This window comes from Candidatus Epulonipiscium viviparus, from assembly GCF_000171335.1.
GTDB lineage: Bacteria > Bacillota > Clostridia > Lachnospirales > Cellulosilyticaceae > Epulonipiscioides > Epulonipiscioides viviparus.
On the sequence record NZ_ABEQ01000075.3, the window covers coordinates 1 to 16,357 of the forward strand.

The 16,357-nt window shown below is 39.5% G+C and carries 16 protein-coding genes; 9 read left to right on the plus strand and 7 right to left on the minus strand.

Features of this window, described 5'->3' with window-relative positions; all coding sequences use genetic code 11:
• Nucleotides 1–163 precede the first annotated feature (163 nt).
• Nucleotides 164–568 carry a hypothetical protein gene (locus EPU_RS12855; protein WP_156778426.1) on the minus strand — a complete coding sequence of 135 codons (405 nt, stop codon included), beginning with the start codon at nucleotides 566–568 and terminating at the stop codon, nucleotides 164–166.
• A 2-nt stretch (nucleotides 569–570) separates the two neighbouring features.
• Between EPU_RS12855 and EPU_RS12260 the strand changes: the two genes are divergently transcribed.
• The gene (locus EPU_RS12260) at nucleotides 571–1,461 is read left to right on the plus strand and encodes a hypothetical protein (RefSeq protein ID WP_010168981.1); all 891 of its coding nucleotides are present in this window, start codon (nucleotides 571–573) and stop codon (nucleotides 1,459–1,461) included.
• 188 nt (nucleotides 1,462–1,649) lie between these two features.
• Here the strand turns inward: EPU_RS12260 and trmB are convergent, their stop codons facing one another.
• Nucleotides 1,650–2,285, minus strand: a complete 636-nt coding sequence (trmB, locus tag EPU_RS09960) for a tRNA (guanosine(46)-N7)-methyltransferase TrmB (RefSeq protein ID WP_010168984.1) — start codon at nucleotides 2,283–2,285, stop codon at nucleotides 1,650–1,652.
• A gap of 115 nt (nucleotides 2,286–2,400) precedes the next feature.
• On the opposite strand from trmB, the gene EPU_RS09965 reads away from it, so the two are divergent.
• Nucleotides 2,401–3,702 (plus strand): hypothetical protein, encoded by a 1,302-nt coding sequence (locus tag EPU_RS09965; RefSeq protein ID WP_010168986.1) that lies wholly within the window; start codon nucleotides 2,401–2,403, stop codon nucleotides 3,700–3,702.
• Nucleotides 3,703–3,708: 6 nt separating this feature from the next.
• Entirely contained in the window at nucleotides 3,709–6,804 is a 3,096-nt protein-coding gene (locus EPU_RS12265; protein ID WP_052296509.1) for a DEAD/DEAH box helicase, read from the plus strand.
• 44 nt (nucleotides 6,805–6,848) lie between these two features.
• On the opposite strand, the gene EPU_RS09975 is transcribed toward EPU_RS12265, so the two are convergent.
• From EPU_RS09975 to EPU_RS09985, 3 genes are all read right to left on the minus strand, one after another.
• Nucleotides 6,849–7,700 (minus strand): energy-coupling factor transporter ATPase, encoded by an 852-nt coding sequence (locus EPU_RS09975; protein ID WP_010168990.1) that lies wholly within the window; start codon nucleotides 7,698–7,700, stop codon nucleotides 6,849–6,851.
• Complete coding sequence (locus tag EPU_RS09980; protein ID WP_029488345.1) at nucleotides 7,676–8,539, minus strand: energy-coupling factor transporter ATPase; 864 nt, start codon at nucleotides 8,537–8,539, stop codon at nucleotides 7,676–7,678. Before EPU_RS09980 ends, EPU_RS09975 begins: the two co-directional genes overlap by 25 nt.
• Nucleotides 8,540–8,608: 69 nt before the next feature.
• Nucleotides 8,609–9,520: a cation diffusion facilitator family transporter gene (locus tag EPU_RS09985; protein ID WP_029488346.1), complete on the minus strand. Its 912-nt coding sequence runs from the start codon at nucleotides 9,518–9,520 to the stop codon at nucleotides 8,609–8,611.
• 77 nt (nucleotides 9,521–9,597) lie between these two features.
• On the opposite strand from EPU_RS09985, the gene EPU_RS09990 reads away from it, so the two are divergent.
• From EPU_RS09990 to EPU_RS10010, 5 genes are read left to right on the plus strand one after another with little or no spacing between them, the layout of a single operon-like run.
• The gene (locus EPU_RS09990) at nucleotides 9,598–10,188 is read left to right on the plus strand and encodes a restriction endonuclease (RefSeq protein WP_029488347.1); all 591 of its coding nucleotides are present in this window, start codon (nucleotides 9,598–9,600) and stop codon (nucleotides 10,186–10,188) included.
• Between the two features lie 18 nt (nucleotides 10,189–10,206).
• A complete protein-coding gene (gene coaBC, locus EPU_RS09995) occupies nucleotides 10,207–11,385 on the plus strand; it encodes a bifunctional phosphopantothenoylcysteine decarboxylase/phosphopantothenate--cysteine ligase CoaBC (RefSeq protein WP_010168995.1) in 1,179 nt (392 codons plus the stop codon).
• 3 nt (nucleotides 11,386–11,388) lie between these two features.
• The gene (locus EPU_RS10000) at nucleotides 11,389–12,168 is read left to right on the plus strand and encodes a type III pantothenate kinase (RefSeq protein ID WP_029488348.1); all 780 of its coding nucleotides are present in this window, start codon (nucleotides 11,389–11,391) and stop codon (nucleotides 12,166–12,168) included.
• Nucleotides 12,169–12,185: 17 nt separating this feature from the next.
• Nucleotides 12,186–13,826: a glutamate--tRNA ligase gene (gene gltX, locus EPU_RS10005; protein ID WP_010168997.1), complete on the plus strand. Its 1,641-nt coding sequence runs from the start codon at nucleotides 12,186–12,188 to the stop codon at nucleotides 13,824–13,826.
• A 6-nt stretch (nucleotides 13,827–13,832) separates the two neighbouring features.
• Entirely contained in the window at nucleotides 13,833–14,117 is a 285-nt protein-coding gene (locus tag EPU_RS10010) for a hypothetical protein (RefSeq protein ID WP_010168998.1), read from the plus strand.
• Nucleotides 14,118–14,125: 8 nt separating this feature from the next.
• Here the strand turns inward: EPU_RS10010 and EPU_RS10015 are convergent, their stop codons facing one another.
• The gene (locus EPU_RS10015) at nucleotides 14,126–15,475 is read right to left on the minus strand and encodes an MATE family efflux transporter (RefSeq protein WP_010168999.1); all 1,350 of its coding nucleotides are present in this window, start codon (nucleotides 15,473–15,475) and stop codon (nucleotides 14,126–14,128) included.
• 85 nt (nucleotides 15,476–15,560) lie between these two features.
• On the opposite strand from EPU_RS10015, the gene EPU_RS14435 reads away from it, so the two are divergent.
• Nucleotides 15,561–15,695 carry a hypothetical protein gene (locus EPU_RS14435; RefSeq protein WP_010169000.1) on the plus strand — a complete coding sequence of 45 codons (135 nt, stop codon included), beginning with the start codon at nucleotides 15,561–15,563 and terminating at the stop codon, nucleotides 15,693–15,695.
• Between the two features lie 56 nt (nucleotides 15,696–15,751).
• Here the strand turns inward: EPU_RS14435 and EPU_RS10025 are convergent, their stop codons facing one another.
• A complete protein-coding gene (locus tag EPU_RS10025) occupies nucleotides 15,752–16,321 on the minus strand; it encodes a metal-dependent hydrolase (RefSeq protein WP_010169001.1) in 570 nt (189 codons plus the stop codon).
• Between the last annotated feature and the right edge of the window lie 36 nt (nucleotides 16,322–16,357).

Genomic DNA, 16,357 nt, shown 5'->3' on the forward strand with positions numbered 1-16,357 from the left:
GGAGCCTAAAATGTTTGCTTAAAACTGACTTTTATATTCTTACAGATATGTTTAGGCTGCTGCGTACTTGTGTCAGTCGAGTGTATCGAGCTGTTAGATTAAGGTACACGAAAAAATTATCGTTGTCAAGGATGCGCAAAAAACTTTTGATTCGCCAAATCGCTTAATTATATCTTTGCAGAGGGTCGTTGTCATATAGAGATTGATAATTTTGATCATACTGCGTTAGAAATGCTAAGCGCTCGGTCTGGTCAGGATGGTTCATTGACTCAAGAGTACTATTTGCTGGCGATGGTATAAGATAGTTTTCGGACCATTGCTGAGGAGTTTTAGATTGGAAGCTTTTAACTGACTGCGGCATCTGCGGAGCCTGAGGCTGAGATTGTTGATGCATCTGCGGAGCCTGTGGCTGAAATTGTTGAGGCATTCGCGGAGTCTGTGGCTGAGATTGTTGCGGCATCTGCGGAGCCTGAGGCTGAGATTGTTGATGCATCTGCGGAGATTTGGATTGAAAGCTTTTGATGGGTTGCGGCATCTGCGGAGCCTGAGGTTGAGATTGTTGAGGCATTCGTGGAGCCTGAGGCTGAGATTGTTGAGGCATTCGCGGAGCCTGCGGCTGAAATTGTTGAGGCATCTGCGGAGCCTGTGGCTGAAATTGTTGAGGCATTCGCGGAGCCTGAGGTTGAGATTGTTGATGCATTCGCGGAGCCTGAGGTTGAGATTGTTGATGCATCTGCGGAGCCTGAGGCTGAAATTGTTGAGGCATCTGCGGAACCTGTGGCTGAGATTGTTGAGGCATCTGCGGAGCCTGCGGCTGAAATTGTTGAGGCATCTGCGGAGCCTGTGGCTGAGATTGTTGATGCATTCGCGGAGCCTGAGGTTGAGATTGTTGAGGCATTCGCGGAGCCTGAGGTTGAGATTGTTGATGCATCTGCGGAGCCTGAGGTTGAGATTGTTGATGCATTCGCGGAGCCTGTGGCTGAGATTGTTGATGCATCTGTGGAGCCTGTGGCTGAAATTGTTGAGGCATTCGCGGAGCCTGAGGCTGAGATTGTTGAGGCATTCGCGGAGCCTGAGGCTGAGATTGTTGATGCATCTGCGGAGCCTGAGGCTGAAATTGTTGATGCATCTGCGGAGCCTGAGGCTGAAATTGTTGATGCATCTGCGGAGCCTGAGGCTGAAGTTGTTGAGGCATCTGCGGAGCCTGTGGTTGAGATTGTTGATGCATCTGTGGAGATTTGGATTGAAAGCTTTTGGTGGGCTGAGGCATCTGCGGATCCTGTGACTGAGATTGTGGCATCTGTTGAGATTGTATCTGAGATTGTTGTTGAGCTCGCTGTTGTTGTAGTTGTTGCTGTGATAATAATTTTTTACTCACCATTGAGGGAGCATCTCCTTGTGGTACTGTTGGCGGAGTTCTTTGTCCATTTTGCTGACTATATTTTCGTGCATCTTGTCTGATCAATTTTTCCATTGCTCTTTGATGTCTTTGCTGTTCAGCGAGCCAGGCTCGTTTTGATTTTTGTTGTTGTCGTTGCTGTGCCTTATCTGATAGAGGAATTGATTGGGGTAATAAATTTGGATTTACTGATTCATCATAATCCATTTGATATCATCCTTTCAAATAGCGTTACTACCAATATATGCAATCAGGCTTGTTTGTGTGTTGCAACTAAACGATTTATAGTAAGTCCTTGTTCGCTAAACTTTTTTTCGTATTCGGTCATGATATTGTCTACATTTGCCTTATGCAAATCTAGCGTAACTTCTGTTAATAGCCAATTTTGCGCACTAAATTCTTCGATAGAAAATCCAAATAGCTTTTTGTTATCTGTTTTAAAGTGAATTTCACCGGCAGTAGATAAAATTTTGGCATATTTATCCAAAAAATTCCGATGCGTAAGTCTGCGTTTCTTATATCGATTTTTGTGCCAAGGATCAGAAAAGTTTAGGTAGATTCGCTCGACTTCTCCGGCGTCAAAAATGTTGATGCATTCATCTACATCAAAATATAGAAAATATAGATTGTCTGAAATATCAGATGCGTGTTTTAATGCTTTATACACGATTGTCTCGGCCTTCTCCACCGCGATATAATTTATATTTGGGTTTGCCTTAGAAAGTTCTGTGATAAATCCACCTTTCCCGGCTCCAAATTCAACGTGAATAGGGTTTGAGTTATTAAATAGTTCTTGCCATTTACCTTTATATTCATATGGATTTTTTATAATTTTGTTGCAGTCCTCTATAAAAGGCGCTGCGTTTTTATCTCGTCTTAGACGCATAGTAATTTTCCTTTCGATATGTTCTAATGTCTGAATTTGACAATAAATGTTAAAATTTATATAATTATACTACAAAAATTGGCATTATACAATTATGAAAGGATTTTTTATTATTATGGAAAAAACAGTCGATATTTTTTTTATGAGAGAAACTACTCAGTTTGCCGCCAAGGATTGGTTGGCAATATTAAATCTTATTTCAAATGAGATTATACAAAATAATGCAACAAATACAATTTCTTTAAGCAAAATTACGTGGAAAAAGTTAAACTCTGTATTAGAAAATATAGATTACACAGACAAAGCCTCGGGTAATATTCCCAAAAATTTGATTAACAAAGGAAAGGTAAAGGGTTTGCTAAATATTTTGAAATCTGCAGGTCTATTGGAGTTGGCTTGGAGAACAATAAGTACCTCAAACAAAGCGCGGGAGTTTAAGCGATATCCTGTTGAGGAACAGATGATATTTTTATATGATGCGTATATGAATAGTCAGCAGATATACGAAATTTTTGATATTCCGGAGACAGAGTTTGTTACTATGAAAACAAATCTGATTCGGGCTAGGCATTATTTGGTGACAACTCTAAAATACCTTCCTCAAAATGAATGGATTGATATTGCAGATATTAATGATACCCTGTGCAAGGCGAGAAGGAAATTTTTGGAAGATGATACCGGTTTTGTGTATATCAAAAACAAAAATTCATGGCATAATAATCAATTGGTTGATAATTGGAACAAGTTCGAAAAAAGGTTTATTGATGTTTGCATTATGAACTACTTTGTAAATTTGGGAATTGTTGATGTAGTCTATCAGATAGAAGAAGTAGAGAATAGCCCCGAGATTAAGCATATTTTTACTCCCAAATTTGTAAAATTGACTGCAATAGGAGCTTTTATAATTGGCGCATCAGAAGAGCTGGTTGATAGCACAGGGGTAAAGTTGATTCAAAACGACTTGATTGTCGATGAAAACCTGAATATTATTTTGGGTCCGAGCAAAAAAAAGCTTGCTCACGAAAAAACCTTAAATAATATTGCAACCAAAATTGAAAGCGGTGAAAATACAATATATAAACTAGATTTTGATATGGTTATAAAAGCTTTGGACCAAAAAATTGATCTCAATAAAATTTATGAATATATAGCAGAAGAAGCAACATCGCCTTTGCCGCAAATTGTAGCGGAGGCTTTTGATAAATGGAAAGCTGATCTAAAAAATATAAAAATTCGCACCATGACTGTTATAGAATGTAGCGATCAGGCAACGCAAGATGCGCTATTAGAAATCGCGAAAGTTAAGAAAAGCATGGTTGCGCAGCATCAAAATTTTATTGAAATTAAGTCTCAAGATAAATTAAAAATTAAGGATGAGCTTGAAAAAAACGGCTTGTTCTGTTTAATAGAAAGGTAAAGTTGAATGGACAATAGCGTAATTAAGAAGAGTGCGGCCAACATAGTGGTTTATCATAAGGGGTTGCAAGTATTTAACAACAACAAAGTTTCGGCAGTGGTAAAAGAGATTGATGGCGAAAATCTGATTTTATCGGGATATGTAGACAATGAAAACGCAGTAGTAACACTGGGTAATTCACTTACAAGCATAGTGGAGAGTCGGTGTACGTGTATTGATAGTAAAATTTATCCAGGAATGTGTAAACACTCAGTGGCGTTGGTTTTGGGATATATGGCCAATACAGCAGATATAAAATTTAAAACTGCCGAAGAAGCCGAGTTTGGTGATAACGCCGCATTGAACTCGTTGATCCAAATGTATGCAGATACGATTTATGATCTGGAACAATATCGCAGAGACTCCGACGCGATAACGGTAGAGCCGATATTTGTATTAGATACGAAAAATTATAAAGGAGTGTATGTACAACTTAAGGTAGGTCATAACAAAATGTTTACGGTTAAAAATATCGCCGAGATGGGAGCAGATATTAGATATGGATTTAGACGCGCTTTTGGTAGGAGCACAAATCTATTGCTTGCAATAAATAATTTTACAGCAAAGTCGGCCGCATTGGCAAAGATCATAAAGGATGGCGAATTTTTGGAATATGAAGGAGACAAAGCGTTGCTAAATGAAGCCGCAATGGAGAAGCTGTTTGAGCTATACTATAAAAAGAATACGCAATGTTGGCACGATACGGCTCCGGAGTTATCCTTTGTGATTGCAGCTGCGGGAGAATCATTTTGCCTTCGATGCTTGGAGATAGAGACCTTGCATTATATATATAACGAAAAATTTATTATTATGAAAGGGGAGCTGTTTAGAGTAGATGACAAATTTAGGAAAAAGATTAAGCCGTTGGTTGATACGCTACTAGCGCAGAGATATTATACGTTAACGTTTGAGGCAAACTATCTACCAGTGCTAACGCAATTGCTAGGTCCGGCGATAAAAAATTTAACATTGGACTTGCCAGAAAGGCTTATTTCACAGCCACTAATTGCAAGAGTCTATCTAGACCTGACATCTGCTAATGAGATTGAAGCAAAGATCGAGTATGAGTATAATGAGCGCATCTTTAATATTGGCAAAGACGAAATTCCGCAGGAGATAACAAGAGATATATTTAAGGAAAGGTATATTAAATCACTGCTAAGCAGATATAATTTTAAGCTAAAAGATGAATTTTTTGTGATAGCAGAAGATGAGGATGTATTTAATTTTTTGCTATCTGGAGTAGAAGACTTTGCTCGTTTTTGCGAGATATTCGTGAGTAGCGCGTTGCGGTCGAAGCAGATTAAAAAAGTGGGCAGCGCAAATATAAAAATTAAAACTAAAACCAATTGGATAGATATAAGCATAGAAGAGACAGGCATTCCCAAAGAGGAGATTTCGCTCTTGCTAGCCTCATATCGCGCAAAGAAGAAATATTATAAACTCAAGAGTGGTGAATTTATTGATATTACAGGAGAAGAGGCTGCAGAGCTTGACAAAGTAATTCAGGAGCTGGAGATAGACTTGGAAGGCGAAGAGGAATTTAGAATTTCTAAGCATAGAGCCTTATATTTAAATGAGCTATTAAAGGATAAGTCCAAAGATGTGGATGATGAATTTATACAAATTTCGAAGGATTTTGAGGAGACCAGTGAAGTGGAGGTGCCAGCGCCTATTGCACATGTGGTGCGTGATTAYCAGATAGTTGGATATAACTTTATTATGACACTTGGCAAATATAATTTTGGTGGAATACTAGCAGATGACATGGGGCTTGGAAAAACTCTTCAGATGATAGCTGTATTTTTAACGCTTCCAAAAGATGCGATTTCGCTAGTGGTTTGCCCGACATCGCTTGTGCTAAATTGGGAAAAAGAGGTATCAAAATTTGCGCCGCAGCTAAAGCTGAAGATGGTAGTTGGCAATGCAAAAGCAAGATCGGAGTTGCTAAAGGATCTAGCAGATGTAAATATTGTAGTTACGTCGTAYGACTCGATAAAGAGAGATATAGAGCTATATGAGCAACTRCAATTTGAATATTGCGTATTGGATGAGGCTCATTATATTAAAAATAGTGCAACACAGAATGCAAAAGCGGTCAAAAGAGTTGTTGCCGCAAAGAGAATGGCGTTGACGGGTACACCAATAGAAAACTCGCTGATGGAGCTGTGGAGCATCTTTGACTTTATTATGCCAGGATATTTGTATTCCGAAAAAGAATTTAGGCAAAAGCTAGAGATACCGATCAGAAATGAAGAAGATTATGCCGCGGATAAGCTAAGATATATGATATCACCATTTATATTGCGGAGAATGAAAAAAGATGTACTCTCGGAGTTGCCAGAAAAAATAGAAACAACGATATATACGAAGTTGACACCGCAGCAAGAAGCGGTTTATGTTTCTCACGCGGCATCGGCAAAGAAAGAGCTTATGGCAGAAATAGCGGAAGATTCGCGTGAGAAGAATACTATCAAAATGCTAGCCGCACTGATGCGATTACGACAAATATGCGCGCATCCGAGTATGTTTTTGGAAGATTATTTTGGAGGTAGCGCAAAGCTGGAAAGTGCGTTAGAGATAATTCAAGATTGCGTGGAAGCGGGGCACAAAGTATTATTGTTTTCACAATTTACCTCGATGCTAGCGATGATATCGCAAAAGTTGCATGAGAAAATGATTAGACACAACACGCTTAGRGGAGATGTGCGACCAAAAGATCGGATGAAGATGGTCGAAGAGTTTAACGAAGGAGATATGCAAGTATTTCTAATATCATTAAAAGCAGGTGGGGTAGGCTTAAATTTGACAGCAGCAGATATCGTGATACACTACGATCCATGGTGGAACTTATCCGCGCAAAATCAGGCAACAGACAGAGCATACAGAATGGGTCAGAAGAATACCGTACAAGTATTTAAGTTGATAGCAAAGAATACAATTGAGGAAAAGATAAAACAACTGCAGGATTCGAAAGCATTGCTTAGCGAAAGTATTTTGTCAAATGAGAATAAGATGATAAGTAGCCTATCGCAGGAGGAACTGATGGGGCTGTTTGATTAAGTTGATTTGAGAGGCTTCCCTATAACAGCGGAAGCTTTTGTTGCCTATAAACATTTTAATATCGCATCCGCAGCTTCTTCGACAGATAAAATAGTGTTCTCGAGAGGGAATCCGCGTGTAATCAATTCGTTGACAATATACTTGATTTGTGGAGGAGCAAGTCCGATGGCTTCGAGCTCTTTGGTGTGGGTAAAGATTTCTCGCGGAGTRCCAGTAAAAGCAATGGTGCCGTTGTGCAATACGAGGAGCTTTTTGGCATATTTTGCCACATCCTCCATGCTATGCGAAATTAAAATTATAGTTATTCCCAGTTCTTGATGCATCTGTTTTAGTTGCATAAATAAATCGTCTCGGCCCTTGGGGTCTAGTCCAGCCGTAGGTTCGTCAAGCACCAGAATGTCGGGCTCCATGGCAATAACACCAGCAATAGCGACGCGACGCTTTTGTCCTCCCGAAAGCGAAAATGGTGCGTTATCCCAAAGGTTTTCGGGTAACGATACGGCACGAAGAGATTTGCGTACCCGCTCTTGGATGACTTCTTCGGAAAGCCCCAGGTTGTGAGGGCCGTATTCCACATCTTTGAGAACGGTAAGCTCAAACAGCTGATGCTCTGGGTATTGAAAAACTAGCCCCACCTTTTGCCGTATTGCTCGTTTATCAGTATCTTCCGCATTGATATCTATGCCATTAACTAGAACAGTACCAGATGTAGGCGTGATGAGGCCATTAAACATCTGAATAAGTGTAGACTTTCCAGAACCAGTGTGACCGATAATCCCAACGAAATCGCCTTTGTCTATAGAAAGAGAGATATTGGAGAGCGATTGCTTTTCGAATGGCGTGCCGGGGTTGTAGATATGAGAGAGATCAATTATTTCGATTGCTTTAGTTGACATAATGCAGTAGCCACCTCCTCGGTTGTAATAATCGTTGGGTCTAGGTTGAGACCTTTTTTGTTAAGTAGGTATACCAAATATGTGGCATCGGGAACATCAAGACCGATCTGCTTCAGTTTCTCTACATTTTGAAACACCTGCTTGGGGGTGCCTTCAAAGCAAAGCTTGCCATGGTCCATTACAACAATGCGAGAAGCCACGATTGCCTCTTGCATATAATGAGTGATGTGAATGATGGTGATGCCGTATTCGCGGTTTAGCATTTGCATCGTCTCCATTACATGCTTTCGGCTGGTGGGGTCTAGCATGGCGGTTGCCTCATCAAACACGATGCACTTGGGTCGCATAGCAATAATTCCGGCGATRGCAATCTTCTGTTTTTGGCCTCCCGAAAGCTGGTTAGGAGATCGATTTTTAAATTGCGACATCCCCACGGTTTCTAATGCGGTATCAACGCGAGAACGGATCTCRGACGGTGGCAATCCAAGATTTTCGACGCCAAAAGCAACGTCTTCTTCCACGATGGTTGCCACGATTTGATTGTCGGGATTCTGAAATACCATTCCCACRTTTTGGCGTACCGAGAAAATGTTTTTATTATCGGCCATATCAAACCCATCTACAACCAAAATACCAGATTTTGCCTTTAAAATTCCGTTGATGTGCTTTGCAAAGGTGGATTTGCCAGAGCCGTTGTGTCCCAAAATTACTAAAAACTCTCCAGATGCAACATCAATAGAAAAGTCGTTGAGAGCCTTGATCGTTTCCACAACTTTGCCGTTGTCATCTTCTTGATAATATTCAAACAATAAATTTTTTGCTTCTATAAGTTTTTGCATATCTCACACCCTATCAGTTTTATTTTTATTGTAGCCAAAAGTTAAAAAAAATACAACACATATCAAATATTAATTTGCAGCTTGAATGGGGTCGAGATGTATCACCATTTCGATGCCTAGTGTATCGATAAAATAGTTTTCGATTCCRTCGACCAAGTCGTGGCTAGTGGTGATATCAACTCTAGAATCGACCTCAACATGAGCCGAAACATAAATTCTATCTGGCCCATACGAATGAATTAGCAGATCGTGAACTCCCAATACCCCATCATAAGATAAAATGTTTTCTCGGATAGTAGCAACAAGTGACTCGTCTGGCGCGGCACCGAGTAGCGGATCGATGGTCTCTTTGATTAGCATTGCGCCGGAGTAGATGATGAATGCTGCAACTGCAAAGCCGATGTATGCATCCAAGTTGAATCCTGTGTATTCAGAAATAGCGATCGAAAGCAAAATACCCAAGCTTACATATACATCGTTTAGGCTATCTTGTGCCGTAGCAAGGATGGTGGTAGATGCGATAACGGCACCAAGATGTGAATTAAATTTATATAGCCAAAATTTTATAGTTATAGAGAGTAGTAAAATGATATATGTAGATGTAGTGATGATGATTGTACCGCCGGATATAATTTCTTGAATGGAGCTAAAGATAATCTGAAATCCGATGGCTACGATAAACAAGGATATGATAAGCCCCGAAATATATTCTACTCTTGCATGGCCAAAGGGGTGCTTGTCATCTGCGGGTTTGGCTGCAATCTTAAAGCCTGCAATAGTGATGATRGAAGAGGTAAAATCTGAGAAATTATTCAGCGAGTCTGCAATGATGGAAAGGCTTCCGGAAATTAGCCCTATCACTAACTTCATAAAAAATAGTAATATATTTAGAGCAATGCCAACGGCTCCAGATAAAATTCCGTATTGCTCTCGGATGTGAGTATCAGTTTTGATGAAATGTGAGATTAAAAATCTAGTCATGATTGCCTCCTATTATTATAAAAGATGGTATAAAAAATCCTAAATTTGGCAATACTCCAAAAAAAGGAGTGAAAAAAATGCTAGTATCAGTTTTTAGAATAATGCTATTAACTATTTCGGGTTACTTATATTATTTGTTTATATTCAAAGATATGAATTCTACGCCAATGGGTATAGAAATAGTATTGATGGTTTCCTTACTAGTGGCTATGATATTTACAAAATTAAAAGCAAGCCGAATGTTTGATGAAAAATCAGATATAGAAATTATCGATACAATGGATCAGGGCACATTTGTGAATTATATTAGCGAGCTATATAAGCATACGGGCTACGCTGTAAATCTCCCAAGTGATGCCGAAAAAAAATATTGCGATATTATAGTCTATCATCGACGTGGAAAAATATGTGTGAAATGTTTTAATCACGAAATCGATTTAACMAAAACAGATTTAGGAGCCTTTAAAAAGCAAAATGTGGAGTATAAACGAACCAAGTTTATTATAGTGGCCAATTCRTTTTGTGACGAAGAACTGAAACAGCAATTATGGAAAGATAAAATAGAAGTGTTTGAGAGAGATTTTCTAGAGGGCACATTAAAAAAATTGCGGGAGCTGCGAGAAAAGAGGGATTTATCATTTAAACTTTCCAATAGATTTGCTAAATAACTATTAAAGGAGAAGGCTATGATTACAATTGGAGTGACCGGAGGTATTGCAGCATATAAAGTGATAGATGTTGCAAGTGCATTGAAAAAGTTGGGRYACGAAATACAGGTGGTGATGACTAAAAATTCAACAGAGTTTGCAGCACCGCTGGCATTTGCAACAATAACGGGAAAGCCAGTTATAACTGATATGACAGATGGCGATGGAGAAGTTTTACACATTGAAATCGCTAAGAAGTCGAAAATCATTCTCATTGCACCAGCCACAGCGAACATAATTGCCAAGCTGCGCGCTGGAATTGCAGATGACTTTTTAACGACGATGGTATTAGCCACAAAGGGAACAGTTGTTCTGGCGCCAGCAATGAATTCAAATATGTATACAAATCCAGTTGTACAAGAGAACATTGCAGTATTAAAGTCGAGAGGATATTTGGTTATAGAGCCGGATAGCGGAGTTCTTGCTTGCGGAGATRTTGGAGTTGGCAAACTACCAGATGCAGTTAAGATTACTGCCTATATAAAAGATCTAAACGATAAACCTGCTGTTGACCAAGACCTGCTGGGCAAGAAATATCTCATTACCGCCGGAAGAACTGTCGAAGCAATCGATCCGATGCGATACCTAAGTAATTATTCGACTGGAAAGATGGGGTATGCCCTCGCTGAAATGGCAAAGGATAGAGGAGCGGAAGTGATATTAGTATCTGGGCCAACAAATTTAACGCCACCAGCAGGGGTAACAGTTGTGGAGGTGATATCGGCGCGAGATATGTATAAAGCAGTGCATGAGAATTATACAGATGTGGATGTGGTTATAAAGGCCGCCGCAGTAGCAGACTTTAGGCCAAAAGAAGTTCAAGCAGAAAAAATAAAAAAAGGTGATGATAAACTGGTTTTGGAGCTGGTAAAAAATCCAGACATTCTAAAGAGTTTAGGAGATACTAAAAAAAATCAGATATTGGTTGGATTTGCGGCAGAGAGTCAAAACGTAATAGAAAATGCCACAGAGAAGCTGAAGTCAAAAAATTTGGATATCATCGTTGCCAACAATATAAAAGAAGAGGGCGCAGGATTTAGTGCCGATACTAATATTGCAACAATTATAGAAAGAGATGGCACCGTGAGTTTCATTCCAAAAATGTCAAAGAAAGAGTTAGCAAATATCATTTTAGATAAGACGAAAAGAGGGAGATAGGCATTGCTACTTACAATAGATATAGGAAATACACACATCGTTTTGGGACTAATGAAAAAGGATCAGGTGATTTGGAGCTTTAGAATGACAACACAGCAGGCGAGGACTTCTGATGAGTATGGCGTAACTATAATTCAGATGCTTCATAGCAATGGCATAGATGTAAAAGATATAGAAGATGTAATTGTGTGCTCTGTTGTTCCAAACGTGATGTTTAGCCTAAAGAATAGCATCATACGATATCTAGGCAAGATGCCATATATTGTTGGGGAAGGCCTAAAAGTGGGCATTGCAATACGAACGGATAATCCTCGGGCGGTAGGTGCAGATAGGATAGTAAACTCCGTTGCGGCATTCAATATTTATGGTGGCCCATGTATGGCAATAGATTTTGGAACCAGCACGACATATGACATTACCAACGAAAAGGGAGAATTTATAGGAGGGCTGATTACGCCAGGAATAGGAATTTCGGCGGAGGTGATGTCTCAGAGAGCGGCGCAACTTCCTGTTATAGAGATCAAGAAGCCAAAAAGTATTTTAGACTGCAARAACACGGTCGCTAGTATGCAAGGAGGGCTGGTTTATGGGTATATTGGCCAGGTAGAATATATTGTGAAGAAAGCTAAAGAAGCGCTAGGTAACAACATGACTATTATTTCTACAGGAGGCCTTGGCAGAATTATTCAAAGCGAAACTGATATGATTGATCTCCATGATAAATATTTGACGCACAAAGGATTACAAATTATATACGATAAAAATAAGAAAGAAGAATTATAAGAAGGGAATTTTAAATCATGAATAAATTAGCAGATATAATGTTTGGGAATATAGATAAAAAACCAGAGGATTTTCAATACCCTAAACGAGATTTGCCGGCAGGGGCACAAGTAACCAGATACGCTCCAAGCCCAACAGGATTTCAGCACATTGGCGGAGTGTTTGCAGCATTGGTGGCCGAGAGAGTTGCAGCATTAAGCAATGGCATATTTTTCCTGAGAATTGAAGATACTGATCAAAAGCGAGAAGTTGCGGGGGCAATAGAGGACACAATAGCCACAATGCATAAGTATGGAATAGACTTTGCAGAAGGACAGGAGACTGATTCCACATATAAGGGAAACTATGGACCATATAAGCAAAGTGAACGCAAAGAGATCTACCAAACATTTGCAAAAGATTTAGTGCGTCAGGGAAAGGCATATCCATGCTTTGCGACGCCAGAAGAACTAGAGGAGCTAAGAAATAATCAGATCGAGAAAAAAATTACTCCAGGATATTATGGCGAGTATGCTAAGTATAGAAATTTGTCRCCAGAAGAAGCRATTGCAAAGATAGAAGCAGGGACGCCGTATATTGTTCGCTTAAAATCTGCAGGCAATGGAGAGAGAGAACATTTTGTTGATCTAATTAAGGGCGAAACTTCTTTTCCTGAAAATAATCAAGATGTGGTAATTATAAAGCAAGATGGGCTTCCAACATATCATTTTGCACATGTTGTAGACGATGCGCTGATGGGGACCACACTAGTTAGCCGAGGAGAAGAGTGGCTGTCGTCGCTGCCGATTCATTTGGAGCTATTTGAGGTGCTGGGCTTAAAGCGTCCAGAATATGCGCACATTCCAACAATCATGAAGATGGATGGCAAATCAAAACGCAAGCTTTCGAAACGTAAAGACCCAGAAAGTGCGGTGACATACTACGACGAGGAAGGTTACCCAGTTGTTTGCGTAATCGAATATTTGCTGAATATCATCAACTCAACCTACGAAGTTTGGAGAGCMGAGAATAAAGATAAAGACTACCATAAATTTCCTGTAGCATTAAATAAGATGAGTAAGAGTGGAGCTTTATTTGACATTRTAAAACTGGACGATGTAAGCCGTGAGATCATCTCTAGAATGAGTGGAGACGAGATGTATGCGCTATATGTTGCATGGGCAAAAAAATATGATCCAGAAATGTATGAATTGGCGGTCGCTAATGCAGCGGGGCTAAAGAAATTTTTTGCAATTGACAAGGATACCGCAAAGCCGCGAAAAGATTTTGCAAAGTGGAGTGAAGTTAGAGAAAAAGTTGTGTACCTATTTGATAAAATTTTTGCAAAAGAGACAACTACGGAGTTGCCTAAAGGCGTAACGATRGAGCAAGCAAGACAGATCATTGCGGAATATAAGAAAGCCTATGTGCATACGCATCAGTCGCAAGAGGAGTGGTTTAACCATCTCAAAGATTTTGCGACAGAGATTGGCTATTGTGCAAATAAGAAAGAGTTTAAGAGCAATCCAGAAAAGTATAAAGGMATGATTCAGGACGTGGCGGGTGCCGTGAGAGTGGCATTGACGCATCGAATTAATACGCCAGACTTGTTTGTAATTATGCAAATTTTGGGAGAGAAGGAAGTTTTATCAAGATTTAACGAGTTTATTAAGGAGTAGTTGAAAGTGTTAGAAGTAATAGTGATGTTGTTGGTAATAATAGCGGCAGCCCCAACTGTKATTGCTATTGTATCGGTGGGATTATCCATAGTATTTGCAGTACTGGGAGGATTGATTGCATTGGTGGTGGCAGTGATAGGAGCGGTCGCATCGATGATCTTGGCAGCAGCTGTGACTATTGCAACAAGCTTAGGTGAGAGGGCTAGATCAAAAAAAGAAGAGGTTGAGGAAATAAAACAAGGAGCCATATCTTCTGTAAGCTCTGCAAACGAAAGAGAAGGCTCCTTTTAGTTGTGAGGTTAATCGCGAGTTACGTTGTTAATCCATTTAAAGCTTAGTAGCCTGATTAGCGCGCAAGTTGATTTTAAAACTTCATCGACACGAATAATGCAAAATACAGCGATGACTGGTAGTTTCCATACAAATGCACTGACAAAGCCAAGTGGGAGCGCTACCAGCCACATAAATATTACGTCGTTGATGAGTACAAAGGTGTTATCTCCACCAGCTCGCAACATTCCGACGTTAGTAGTATTTGCCAATGCCTGAAAGACGATGATGACTGAGTTTACTAGCATAATATCCATAGCAAAGCTCTTGGTTGCTGCAGAAACATTATAAAAATCCACGACAAATGGACGAGATATGAAAACGAGGCAACCAGAAATAACAGCGAGTACTGTGATAGATAACAGTATAGTAAACGAAGCATCCTTGGTCTTTTTGTATGCACCCTCGCCGATAGAGTTGCCAATAATTACAGATGCGGAGCTGGATAAGGCGTATATAAAGACGGTCATAAACTGGTTGACGACGTTGGCTATGCTGTTGGCGGCAACAACCTCGGTGCCCATTCTGCCAACTATTACAGACATCGTCGCGCTGCCGACAGACCAAATAAGTTCATTTACAACAACAGGGCTTGTAATCTTAATAAAATCTATAAGCAACGATTTATCGGCTCTTTTAAAAATATCCCAACGTAATTTAATTTTGGTGTCAAAAAATTTGATAAATATAATTGAGATGATAAACTCTGTGATGCGAGCAATGACAGTTGCAATTGCCGCGCCGATTACACCCAATTCGGGGGCTCCTAAATTTCCAAAAATTAACAGCCAGTTAAAAAATACGTTTACTAATAGACTAGAACCATATATTACAATCGAAATTTTTACAGTTTGAACAGATCGAAATGCCATAACAGTGCAGTTTGAAATTGATGCAAATATGTATCCAATGCAAACTATTCGTAAATATTGTTCACCTATGTTTATAACGTTAATATCATTTGTAAAAATAGAAATAATTTGTCGAGGTATGCATAATGCGAGAAGCGTAAAGATGATAGACAATGCGATGCTTACCTTGTACATAATTCCCATAATGGTTCGAATTTTTGGGATATCCTTTTTGCCCCAATATTGGCTTACCAAGATGCAGGTGCCGCCGCCCAAACCAAAGTTTACAATTAAAAATATAAAGTATAGTTGATTGCTAAGGGCCGATGCGCTGAGCTCTATTTCGCCTAGCTGCCCGAGCATTAGCGTGTCTGCCATCCCAACAGCAACGTTGATCAGGTTTTGAAGTGTGATAGGTATCGCTATTGCAAGTAACATTTTATAAAACGATTTGTCTTTTATTAACATGATATCCTCCGTAGTATTGACAGCTGTGTTATATAATTAAATTTTTTGGGTATACTTTTAATAGTATTAGATAAGGAGGGCGATTATGTCAAAAAAACCACAAGGTCCAAAAACACAAAAACAAATATCCAAAGATATTGCAAACTCGAAAATAGGATTTAAACGTGCAATGAGTTCTGGCACTTATGGTGCTGAAGACAGCCTTAAAAAAAACATTTAAGAGACAGTATAAGTCAGGTGATACGCGGCCTGACTTTTTTTAATGTATGTAGCAGTTTAATACAAAATCAGAAAATATAGCGTACCCAAAATCCCTAGCATAAGAAATAGTTTATTTATGAGTCGATCCGGAGCGCAGAGGTTTAGATTGATGCCTCGACGGTGAGGATAAAATATGAAGACTGGACTCTGGTTTAGAATATCTAAAGCTAGATGAGCAATAAACCCAACGATGAATGAGGGTAAAATTGGTGCGCAAAAGAAAAATATTGAAATAGAAGACACAAGCAACGACAACAATGAATGCCTAATATTCTTTTTAAATAGGCCGAGCACTGCCAGGGCACAAAAGGTAATAATTCCAAGCATTGCAGCAGTTGATTGCTTAGATTGATTGTAGTGCCAAATGGAACCTTTTAACAAAAAATCAATCATTAATAATATAACCACTAGTCCAGCAACCATAAATTGTGATCGCCTAGATTGCGGAGTTGACCAAATCTCTAAGTCGCTGATTATACCGCCTACAGCACCGCCGATTAACGCAGTAACAATAGATTCTGGAGTGTTGGCTGTTAGGGCCAACGCAGTCGCAGTGCCAACAAAAACGTGAGTCATTTCGGTCATAAATTTCACCTCTTTAGTTTAATTTTGTATATTATA

What these genes read in the sequence shown, in the direction of transcription:
- EPU_RS10025 (WP_010169001.1), bottom strand. Translation starts at nt 16,321, where the DNA reads ATGACCGAAATGACTCACGTTTTTGTTGGCACTGCGACTGCGTTGGCC.
- EPU_RS14435 (WP_010169000.1), top strand. Translation starts at nt 15,561, where the DNA reads ATGTCAAAAAAACCACAAGGTCCAAAAACACAAAAACAAATATCCAAA.
- trmB (WP_010168984.1), bottom strand. Translation starts at nt 2,285, where the DNA reads ATGCGTCTAAGACGAGATAAAAACGCAGCGCCTTTTATAGAGGACTGC.
- EPU_RS09965 (WP_010168986.1), top strand. Translation starts at nt 2,401, where the DNA reads ATGGAAAAAACAGTCGATATTTTTTTTATGAGAGAAACTACTCAGTTT.
- EPU_RS12855 (WP_156778426.1), bottom strand. Translation starts at nt 568, where the DNA reads ATGCCTCAACAATCTCAACCTCAGGCTCCGCAGATGCCGCAACCCATC.
- EPU_RS10015 (WP_010168999.1), bottom strand. Translation starts at nt 15,475, where the DNA reads ATGTTAATAAAAGACAAATCGTTTTATAAAATGTTACTTGCAATAGCG.